This is a genomic window from Mycobacterium sp. E740, assembly GCF_001672895.1.
GTDB lineage: Bacteria > Actinomycetota > Actinomycetes > Mycobacteriales > Mycobacteriaceae > Mycobacterium.
Map to the genome: position 1 here is coordinate 1 of NZ_LZKP01000181.1, position 10,652 is coordinate 10,652.

Genomic DNA, 10,652 nt, shown 5'->3' on the forward strand with positions numbered 1-10,652 from the left:
TTGATCTGATCGCGCACGTCGCCGCCGAGCCGGTTGTCGACCCCTGGCGCGTCAGTACCACCGCCGGGCTGGGCGACCGCCACGCCAGTGGGGGACAAACCAGTGCCGGCCGGTGCGACGAAGGTCAACGCCGCAGCGCCCGCCGCCGCGACTACCGTCAGGACTTTCCGCAACTGCGGGTCGTCAAAGCTAAACATTTCCCCTGTTCCTTCCTCCCTGATCCGACGCGTGCCGCTAAGAGGCAAAGCGCCTGATGAACGCGTAGTTTACGCGTTCGGAGGAGTAGCTGAAAAGGGTCAGACGCGCGACTAGTTGCGTTGGGTAGCAAACTTGAATCCGAGGGTTGAGTGATTCATGCTCGTTCGGGGTATGACGTCCGACACAGGTTCCGCGGAGGTGGTCACCATGCGCAAGACAGTTGGCGGCACGATTGTCGCTGCGGCGGTTTTGTCCCCGTTCGCCATGACGGCGGCGCCCGCTCACGCCGACGAGGCGACTTACCTGCAACAGCTGATGCCGCGCTATACCCAGCTCAGTCCCGAGAAGTTGCTCGCCGAGGGTTACCGGGTGTGCCGGGCGGAGCACAACGGCACCATCTCGCCGACCGCGGTCGACATGGTCTACCGAGAAATGGGTGTCTCGCTGACGGCGGCATACGACATTGTCAGAGCCGCCGTCGTACAACTCGACTGCTGACTGAAGGGGTGGCCCGGACGGGACGGACTGTAGTGAGAGGACTGCCCCCAATGGACAACCTACGGCCCGGTCTTCTGGCGAGACCCGACTTGGTAGTCGATCCCGCCCGGGAAGAATGACGACGCGTTGAGTGGTCCGCCGGCCTAGGCCGTGAGTCTCACCGACGCCGTTGCCTGTTGAACGCGCACGATGTCGCCTGGGTAGTGCTCGCGGTGCGTTTGCGCCGCGTCGGCCGGGCTGCCGGCAATCACGGTGCGAGAGGTCTGCACCCCGCCGGCTCGGCTGATGACGGTGTAGTGGTCATGCATGGTGTTGGTGTCGGTCATCGGATGCTCCCTTCGAGGTATTTCGGCGATGACGAATTCGGTCATGAAGCTATTGCTGTTCTGCGCTCGAGCGTGTCCGCTGATCGGTCCTTCTCGCGGGGGAGAGCAGCTCCGCCGATCGGGGGAAGCGAGGCTCTGAATTCGTCTCAACACATAGGGAAATCCCTGATTCCTCACAGGCCTTTGTCAGGACAGACTTGAGGTGGTCGTTTGCTGCGGGAAGGGGACCACGGTGGGGTACGGGCGTTATGTGGGCCGGGTTGGCGCACTTGCGGTGGCGTTGGGTGTGGGGATGGCTGTGGTTGCCGGCCCGAACCTGGGTCTGGCTCTGGCCGATGATTCGTCTTCGGCCGACACACCCTCGGATCCGGCGCCGGCGGCTGCGGCGCCGGCAGAGAAGGTCGATGACGTTCCCGGTGCGGTGACGCCGTCGAAAGAGGCGTCCGCGGATTCGTCGGCCGAGGCTGCGTCGACCCCCGCACAGCGTGTGCCGGAGATGGCGGTCAACAGTTCCGGTGGGGCGCTGACGTCGAGCCGGGTTACGGGAGCCGAATCGTCCGGCGGTGACAAGAAGGCCGCTGCTCCGGAAGAAACCACGAAAGAGAAAGCCGAATCCACGTCGGCGGTCGCTGACTCGGGCGCGGAAAAGGCTGCACCGCAAGTAAAGACGCCACCCGAAGTGATCGAATCTCCGGCAGTGGCCCGTAATTCGGACAAGAAGAAGAGTGCTGCTGTCACGGCACCGCCCGTCGCGACGAAGAAAGAGCCGGCTCCGACGGTCGTGAAGAAGGCCGCCGAGGCCGTCAGCGCGGTGGTGCCACTTTCGATCAAGCCCGCGCAGCGGGCGGATGTCGCGCCTTTGTCGGCGCGCGCCCAGGATACGGCCAGCCTGTCGTCGTTGTCGGCATCGGCGCCGAGTTCGGAGTCGGCTTCGTTGTCTACGTCGCTTCCGGCGGTTGTTGATTCGACTCTTGTCGATGTGACCGGTGTGCTCGCAAAGGTGTTGGGACCGCTGGTGATGCCCGGTGGTGGCGGTGTGCCGGCTGATTCGCCGGTGTTGTTGGCGGCGTTGGCGTGGGCGCGTCGCGAGACTCAACGGGTTGTGGGCGAGCAGACCGCGCAGGCGAAACCGCTCGAGACTGCGTTGCCCACCGAAACCGTGGCAACGCCGGTATCACTGGCAGCGGCGAAAGGTGTTGGGCCGACGGCCAAGAAGGCCAAGCCGCCCAAGAACGCCAAGCCGGTCGCTGCCGCCGACAGCTACACCACACCGGTGGGTACGCCGCTGACGGTGGCCGGTCCGGGGGTGTTGGCCAACGACAGTGACGCCAACCTCGATCCGTTGAGCGCGACGCTGGCGGGCAAGCCCAAGAACGGGACGGTGGCCCTCAACGCCGACGGTTCGTTCACCTATACCCCGAACGCCTCGTTCACCGGCACCGACACCTTCAAGTACCAAGCCAGTGACGGCACCGCGGTGAGCAAGGGCACCAAGGTCACGATCACCGTCGCGGGCGCGCCGAACCGGGCACCGGTGGCCACGAACGACAGCGCAACAGTCGAACAAGGTGCCGCGACGAACATTCCGGTCGCTGCGAACGACACCGATGCGGACGGTGCGGTCAACCCAGCCTCCGTTGTCATCACCCAACAGCCCACGTTCGGCAGCGCCACGCCGAACGTCGACGGCACCGTCACCTACGTCTCCGATGGCGTCCATGTCGGCCCGGACAGCTTCCGATACACGATCAATGACAATGCCGGCGCCGTCAGCAATGTCGCCACCGTCAACCTGACCGTCAACCCCGCGGCCCACGACCCCATCGCCGTTGACGATGTCGCCAGTACAGACGAGGACCAGCCGGTGACGATCGCAGTGCTGGCCAATGACAGCGACCCTGACGCCGGCGACACGCTGCGTGTCACCGGTCTCATCGAGCCAGAGGGCGTCGGCACGTTCACCAATAACGGCGATGGCACGATCACTTACACTCCCGCCCCGAACTTCCACGGCGTCATCACATTCTCTTACGTCGTCAGCGACAGCACCGACCGCACCGACATCGGCTCCGTGAGCGTCGCCGTCATCCCGCGAGACGACGCGCCCGAAGCCGTCGACGACAGCTTCTCGACCAACGAGGACACCACGTTGTCGACGGGCAATGTGTTGACCAATGACACCGACCTTGACGGTGACACCAAACACGCTGTGCTGGTGTCGGGACCGGCCAATGCGGCCAGCTTCCAGTTGAACGACGACGGCACGTTCACCTACACCCCGAAGGCCGACTTCAACGGCTCGGATTCGTTCACGTACAAGGTCAACGACGACATCGTCGACGGAAACACCGCCACCGTGGCGATCACCGTCACTGCGGCCAACGATGCTCCCGTGGCGCAGGGTGATTCGTTTAGCACCGCTGAGGACATCACGTTGTCGACGGGCAATGTGTTGGCCAATGACACCGATGCCGACGGTGACACCAAACACGCAGTACTGGTGTCGGGACCGGCCAATGCGGCGAGTTTCGCGCTCAACGATGACGGCACGTTCACCTACACCCCGAAGGCAGATTTCAACGGCTCGGATTCGTTCACGTACAAGGTCAACGACGGCACCGTCGACGGAAACACCGCCACCGTGGCGATCACCGTCGCGGCGGCCAACGATGCTCCTGTGGCGCAGGGTGATTCGTTTAGCACCGCTGAGGACATCACGTTGTCGACGGGCAATGTGTTGGCCAATGACACCGACGCCGACGGCGATACCATGCATGCTGTGCTGGTGTCGGGACCGGCCAATGCGGCGAGTTTCGCCCTCAACGACGACGGCACGTTCACCTACACCCCGAAGGCAGATTTCAACGGCTCGGATTCGTTCACCTACAAGGTCAATGACGGCATCAGCGACGGCAACACCGCCACTGCGACGATCACCGTCAGCGCCGTCAACGATGGTCCGCAGATCGCTTCGGTCAATCAGAGCGCACCCGATACGGCGAATGGACGAATCACGTACACAGTGACAGTCACTGATATCGATTCCAATCTGGCGGATATCGGTCTCAGCGTGACCCAGCCTGTCGACGGCACAGGAACCGTCTCCCAACCGGTGCGAACCAGCCCCGGAGCGTTCACCTTCACCTACACGCCGAATCAGCAAGAACGGGTCGATGCCTACAGCACTGTGGCCGTAGAGCAGGACCACTTCACAATCACCGCCACCGACGGACGATTGCAGACCAACAAACCGGTTCAAGTCGACATCGATCCGGTAGCCATCGCAGTCACAGACACCACCGACATCGGAACAGCTGCGGGCTTTGTCGTTGTCGGCGAAGACGGCACCATCGCGCATACCCTGTCGACAGGCAACGGCACGGCCACCAACCCCAGCCACAGCGTTGTCACCGTTACCCATCCGGACGGCACCACCACAACGAGCCCCACCATCGATGCGATGAGTCTGGGTGATCCTCAAGTGGGCGCGGATGGCACCGCTGCGCAGCTTCTCTACACGGGCAGCGGTACCGCTGCCGACCCATACAACACGACCGTTCTGGTGGTGCATCCCGATGGCACCACGACCACGATCACACGGAATGGCGAACGATGGGTGGCCGGCGGAGTCCTCGTGGGCGACAACGGCACTGTGGCACTCACCACCGGTAGCGGGAGCGGCACCACCGCCGATCCCTATCGCACGACCGTCACCGTCATCCATCCGGATGGCACCGTCACACCCAGCCAACCGATAACCGGCAATCCTTCAGGGGCGCTGGTGGGCGCTGACGGCACCGTCGCGCAAACCTCTTACACCGGCAGTGGCACTGCCGCCGATCCCTATCGCACCACTGTCACAATCATTCGGCCAGACGGCACCATGACAAGTACACCGCTTACCGCGGGGCAACCGAGACTTGCCCGGGTCGGCGATGACGGCACCGTCTACCAGGGTTTTCAGAACACCAGCGGGGCCAGCATCGTCATCATCCACCCCGACGGCACCACTACCTCCACCGCGCCGATAAGCGGAGTTTTCTCGGGCGGCGGGTTGCAGGTCGGTGAGGACGGCACCGTCATGGCTGTCACCACTTCGGCGAGTGGCACCAGGGTCACAGTCTTCCACCGTGACGGGACGACGACCGCCGTGGGCCCGTTCACGGGAGACCCGTCGTATGGCGGCAGTGTGGGTGCCGGCGGCACGGCCGCTCAAACCACCTTCACCGGCACCTTCCAGAACCCGGAGAACACGACCGTCACCGTCGTCTATCCCAATGGAACCACCACCAGCAGAACAATCAGCGGAGCCCCGGGCGGAGGGGCACGGGTCGGCGCCGATGGCACCGTTGCCCAACTCAGCACTTCCGGGGGCGTTATCACCGTCACAGTTCTTCACCCGGACGGCACGGTCACGAGTAAAAGCGTTACCGGAACTGGGGGAAGCGTGCAGATTGACGACGACGGGACGGTGTATGTAGCCACATCGACCGGTTCGAATTTCTCGGACACCACCACCGTGACGGTCATCTATCCGGACGGCACCACCGCCTCCGTGCCTGTTGCAGGCCCGAGGTGGGGAGCACTGCGATTGGCCGACGACGGCACCCTGTACCAAGTGACCCGGCCCGGAACGTACATTGTTTCGACGATCTCCGTCGCCGACGCCACGGCCACGTCGATATGAGAACGAGTGCTCCTGTAAGCATCGCGGTCGCAGACCCGGCGCCGTCCGCGGCTGCCTCGGCTTAGCCGGATAATCCCAGCTCAGGGGCACGGCAATAACATCTGACCCCCGGTGGTTCATACTGATGTGGTGACGAGGCTGGACTCTGTTGAGCGCGCGGTTGCCGATATCGCCGCGGGCAAGGCCGTCGTCGTGATCGACGATGAGGATCGCGAGAACGAAGGCGATCTCATCTTCGCCGCCGAGAAGGCCACTCCGGAGCTCGTCGCGTTCATGGTCCGCTACACCTCGGGCTACCTCTGTGTCCCGCTGGACGGTGCGATCTGCGACAAGCTCGGGCTGCTGCCGATGTACGCCGTAAACCAGGACAAGCACGGCACCGCCTACACCGTCACTGTCGATGCGAAAAACGGTGTGGGAACCGGCATTTCAGCGGCAGATCGCGCCACGACGATGCGGCTGCTGGCCGACCCCTCCGCCGTCGCCGACGACTTCACCAAGCCGGGGCACGTCGTTCCACTGCGCGCCAAGGACGGCGGGGTGCTGCGGCGCCCCGGTCACACCGAGGCCGCCGTCGACCTGGCCCGCCTCGCCGGACTCCAGCCGGCCGGTGCGATCTGCGAAATCGTCAGCCAGAAGGACGAAGGTGCGATGGCGCAGACCGACGAGCTGCGCATCTTCGCCGACGAGCATGATCTCGCGCTGATCTCGATCGCCGATCTGATCGAGTGGCGGCGCAAGCACGAGAAGCACATCGAGCGCATCGCCGAGGCCCGCATCCCGACCCGCCACGGCGAGTTTCGCGCGGTCGGCTACACCAGCATCTACGACGACGTCGAGCACGTTGCGCTGGTGAAGGGCGACATCGCCGGGCCGACCAGCGACGGCCACGACGTGCTGGTCCGGGTGCACTCGGAGTGTCTGACCGGCGACGTGTTCGGCTCGAAGCGCTGCGACTGCGGCCCCCAGCTCGACGCCGCGATGGCGATGGTCGCCCGCGAGGGCCGCGGCGTCGTGCTCTACATGCGTGGCCACGAGGGCCGGGGCATCGGGTTGATGCACAAACTGCAGGCCTACCAGTTGCAGGACGCCGGCGACGACACCGTCGACGCCAACCTCAAGCTCGGTCTGCCCGCCGACGCCCGCGACTACGGCATCGGCGCACAGATCCTCGTCGACCTCGGCGTGCGGTCGATGCGGCTGCTGACCAACAATCCCGCCAAGCGGGTCGGTCTCGACGGTTACGGGCTGCACATCATCGAACGCGTCCCGCTTCCGGTCCGCGCGAACTCCGAGAACATCCGGTACCTGATGACCAAGCGCGACCGGATGGGTCACGACCTGAGCGGTCTCGACGACTACCACGAGGCCACCACGATGGCCGACTACGACGAGGGCGTCTACCTGCTCGGTGACCGGCGGCCGACCGATCTCGGCGGAGCGCTGTGAGTGGTACGGGCGTACCCGATCTTCCCACCATCGACGGATCGGGGCTGAAGCTGGCGATCGTGGCCAGCACGTGGCACGAAACCATCTGCGATGCGCTGCTCGACGGCGCGCTCAAGGTCGCTGCGGACGCCGGCGTCGCCGACCCGACGGTGGCGCGGGTGTTGGGCGCCATCGAGATCCCCGTCGTGGCGCAGGCGTTGGCGGCCACACATGATGCCGTGGTGGCGCTCGGTGTCGTGATCCGCGGTGAGACACCGCATTTCGACTACGTGTGCGACGCCGTCACCCAGGGTCTGACCCGGGTGTCGCTGGACGCCTCGACGCCCGTCGCCAACGGCGTGCTGACGACCAACACCGAGCAACAGGCACTGGACCGGGCCGGGCTGCCGTCCTCGGCTGAGGACAAGGGTGCCCAGGCGGCCGCAGCGGCGCTGTCCACGGCGCTGACGCTGCGAGGCCTTCGCGCTGATGGATGATTGGGACGTCGAGATACGCCCCCATCTGGCGCCGTATTTCGCCTACGGTGCCGCGGCGCTGATTCTCGCCGCACACATCACCGTCGGCGTGCTGCTCAAGATCGCCTCGACGGGGGTGATCTTCCGGACAGCCGACCAGGTGGCGATCGCGCTGCTCGGCGTGGTCCTCGCCGGTGTGGTGCTGATGTTCGCCCGGCCCCGCCTGCGGGTGGGCCCCTCTGGGATGCAGGTGCGAAACCTGCTTGGCGACAAGGACATTCCGTGGACCGATGTCGTTGATGTCTCCTTCCCGCGCGGAGCCCGATGGGCCCGCGTCGACCTGCCCGACGACGAGTACGTCCCGGTGATGGCGATCCAAGCCATCGACAAGGAACGCGCCGTCGACGCGATGGACCGGGTCCGCCGCCTGCACGACCGCTACAAGGACATCAGCTCGCGCTGAGGGTCATCGGCGGTCGCCCATGACCAGACCCTCCCGGCGCGGATCCGCCCCGCCGATGAGACCGTCGCCGTCCCGGGCGATCGCGGACAGGCCGCTCGACTGGTCGGCGAGGTCGACCTGGTGGCCAAGTTCACGCAGCCCTCGAACCAGGGGATCGTGGTCGCCGTTGTCGGACGTGTCGATGGCCGGGTGCTCGCCGCCGACGTTCGTCTTCGGCGTGTTCGCCGCGCCGAAGTCGACCATCGACACCGCCTGCTGCGGATCGAGGCCCCAATCCAGCATCCCCACTAGGGTTTTCGTTACGAACTGGATGATGACCGCCCCGCCCGGCGAACCCAGCACCGCGTACAGCCGGCCGCGGCCTGCCGGCCGGCCCGGCGACTGGTCGAAGATCAGCGTCGGTGCCATCGTGCTGCGCGGCCGCTTGCCGGGCTGGACGCGGTTGGCGACGGGGCTGCCGTCCGGGCCGGTGGGTGCGGCGGAGAAGTCCGTCAGCTGGTTGTTGAGGAGGAACCCGTCGACCATGTGGAATGAGCCGAACGCCGATTCCACCGTGGTGGTCAGCGACGCTGCGTTGCCCTGCCGGTCGACGATGCTGATATGGCTGGTGCCGTGTTCCGGGGTGGGGGGCGCCGGTGCGGTCGGCGGCCCGAACTCGCCGGGCTTCGCGGTACCCATGCTGTGCTGTTCGGAGATCAGCGCGGCGCGCCCGGCGAGGTAGTCGCCGCTGAGCAGCGTGTCGGGTGAGTTGCCCGGCAGCGGAACGAAATCGGTGTCGGCGACGTACTTGTCCCGATCGGCATAGGCCAGCCGTTCAGCCTCCGAGATCAGGTGGACACCCATGACGGAGGGTCGGCCGCCGTTGCGATCGATGTCGGTGGGCTTGTGCTCGGCCATCGGGAAGTGTTCGAGAATGCCGAGGGTGGCCGCGACCGCGATCCCGCCGGAGGACGGCGGCGGCATCCCGCAGACCTCCCGTCCGCGGTACGGCGCGCACAGCGGTTCGCGTTTGACGGCTCTGTAGCGGGCCAGGTCCTCGACGGTCATCAGGCCGGGGGTGCGACCGCCGGAGGCGTCGGCCGCCGCGGCGACGATGTCGTGGGCGATCGCGCCGGTGTAGAAGGCATCGGGATCGGTTGCGATGGTGCCCAACGTCTTCGCGTAGGCCGGGTTGGTCAGCCGGGTGCCCGCGGTCTTGGGGCTGCGGTCATCGTTGAGGAAGTACTCGGCGGCTTGTGGGTCGGCCCCGAGTCGAGGTGCCGCATCGACGATGGCCGCGGCCAGGCGTGGGCTGACGTCGAATCCGCCGTCGGCAATCGACACGGCGGGGGTGAAAAGCTCGCGCCACTCGGTCTTGCCGTGCTCGGCGTGAACGTCGGCGAGCATGCGGAGGATGCCGGGCACGCCGATCGAGCGGCCGGACGCCCGCGCGTCCGGCTTCGGTTCGGTCCGGTCGGTGTCGGAGATCCACCGCAGGTAGTTCTCTGTGGCGGCGGCCGGCGCGGTCTCCCGGCCGTCGTAGGCCTGCACCGTGCCCGATCCGGCGTCGAAGTAGAGCAGGAAACCGCCGCCGCCGATACCGGAGGACTGCGGCTCCACCAAGCCGAGGACCGCTTGAGCGGTGACGAGAGCGTCCGCGGCGGTGCCGCCGTCGCGGATCACCTCGCATGCGGCCCGGGTGGCCAGTGGGTTCGCGGTGACGACGGAGTAGCTCCTGGTGCGCACGGGCGTCATGTCCGTGCGATAGCCGGTGGCGGCCGGCGGCGGATCGATCAGCGCGCACGGCCCGGCGGTGGGTTCGGTGCTCTGGTCCGGAGCGCAGCCGGCCAGCACCACGATCAGCGGGATCAGCGGGATCACTGCTGTCAGTGAGCGGATCCGCATCACTCGACGGTAGAGGATCAGGGCCGTCCGATGGCCGCAGTAACCTGGAATCCGTGCCGGACCCAGCGACATACCGACCTGCTCCCGGGTCGATACCCGTCGAGCCGGGGGTCTACCGGTTCCGCGACCCGTACGGCCGGGTCATCTACGTCGGCAAGGCGAAGAGTCTTCGCAGCCGGCTGAACTCCTACTTCGCCGACCTGGTCAACCTGGCTCCACGCACCCGGCAGATGGTGATGGCCGCGGGCAGCGTCGAGTGGACGGTGGTCAACACCGAGGTCGAGGCGCTGCAGCTCGAATACAACTGGATCAAGGAGTTCGACCCGCGGTTCAACATCAGGTACCGCGACGACAAGTCGTACCCGGTGCTCGCCGTGACGCTCAACGAGGAGTACCCGCGGCTGATGGTGTACCGCGGACCGCGGCGCAAAGGTGTGCGCTATTTCGGTCCGTACTCGCACGCTTGGGCGATCCGCGAGACCGTCGACCTGCTCACCCGGGTGTTTCCTGCCCGCACCTGCTCTGCCGGAGTGTTCAAGCGGCACAGGCAAATCGATCGGCCGTGCCTGCTGGGTTACATCGACAAGTGCTCCGCCCCGTGCATCGGCCGGGTGAGTGCCGACGAACACCGGCAGATCGTGCTGGACTTCTGTGACTTCCTGGCGGGCAAGACCGACCGGCTGGTCCGCGAC

Annotated in this window: 10 protein-coding genes; 6 read left to right on the forward strand and 4 right to left on the reverse strand. The window is 66.0% G+C overall.

What is annotated here, in order from left to right:
• A partial coding sequence (locus tag A5663_RS23635) for a hypothetical protein (RefSeq protein WP_231976819.1) occupies window positions 1-197 on the reverse strand: 197 nt, incomplete at its 3' end.
• 208 nt (window positions 198-405) lie between these two features.
• On the opposite strand from A5663_RS23635, the gene A5663_RS17760 reads away from it, so the two are divergent.
• A complete protein-coding gene (locus tag A5663_RS17760) occupies window positions 406-696 on the forward strand; it encodes a DUF732 domain-containing protein (protein ID WP_068151973.1) in 291 nt (96 codons plus the stop codon).
• A 143-nt stretch (window positions 697-839) separates the two neighbouring features.
• On the opposite strand, the gene A5663_RS17765 is transcribed toward A5663_RS17760, so the two are convergent.
• Window positions 840-1,022, reverse strand: a complete 183-nt coding sequence (locus tag A5663_RS17765; RefSeq protein ID WP_156744535.1) for a hypothetical protein — start codon at window positions 1,020-1,022, stop codon at window positions 840-842.
• A 246-nt stretch (window positions 1,023-1,268) separates the two neighbouring features.
• A complete protein-coding gene (locus tag A5663_RS23390) occupies window positions 1,269-1,853 on the reverse strand; it encodes a hypothetical protein (RefSeq protein ID WP_197503444.1) in 585 nt (194 codons plus the stop codon).
• A gap of 187 nt (window positions 1,854-2,040) precedes the next feature.
• Here A5663_RS23390 and A5663_RS23405 point away from each other — a divergent pair, with 187 nt between their 5' ends.
• From A5663_RS23405 to A5663_RS17785, 4 genes are all read left to right on the forward strand, one after another.
• Entirely contained in the window at window positions 2,041-5,709 is a 3,669-nt protein-coding gene (locus A5663_RS23405; RefSeq protein ID WP_369816660.1) for a beta strand repeat-containing protein, read from the forward strand.
• Window positions 5,710-5,838: 129 nt separating this feature from the next.
• On the forward strand, window positions 5,839-7,158 hold the full coding sequence (locus A5663_RS17775) for a bifunctional 3,4-dihydroxy-2-butanone-4-phosphate synthase/GTP cyclohydrolase II (RefSeq protein ID WP_068151976.1): 1,320 nt from the start codon (window positions 5,839-5,841) through the stop codon (window positions 7,156-7,158).
• On the forward strand, window positions 7,155-7,634 hold the full coding sequence (gene ribH, locus A5663_RS17780) for a 6,7-dimethyl-8-ribityllumazine synthase (protein ID WP_068151967.1): 480 nt from the start codon (window positions 7,155-7,157) through the stop codon (window positions 7,632-7,634). The genes A5663_RS17775 and ribH overlap by 4 nt, the downstream gene beginning before the upstream one ends.
• Window positions 7,627-8,076 carry a PH domain-containing protein gene (locus A5663_RS17785; protein ID WP_068151969.1) on the forward strand — a complete coding sequence of 150 codons (450 nt, stop codon included), beginning with the start codon at window positions 7,627-7,629 and terminating at the stop codon, window positions 8,074-8,076. The genes ribH and A5663_RS17785 overlap by 8 nt, the downstream gene beginning before the upstream one ends.
• A 3-nt stretch (window positions 8,077-8,079) precedes the next feature.
• Here the strand turns inward: A5663_RS17785 and A5663_RS17790 are convergent, their stop codons facing one another.
• Window positions 8,080-9,960: a gamma-glutamyltransferase family protein gene (locus A5663_RS17790; protein ID WP_068151971.1), complete on the reverse strand. Its 1,881-nt coding sequence runs from the start codon at window positions 9,958-9,960 to the stop codon at window positions 8,080-8,082.
• Window positions 9,961-10,013: 53 nt separating this feature from the next.
• Here A5663_RS17790 and A5663_RS17795 point away from each other — a divergent pair.
• On the forward strand, window positions 10,014-10,652 hold a 639-nt coding region (locus tag A5663_RS17795), incomplete at its 3' end, for a GIY-YIG nuclease family protein (RefSeq protein WP_197503448.1).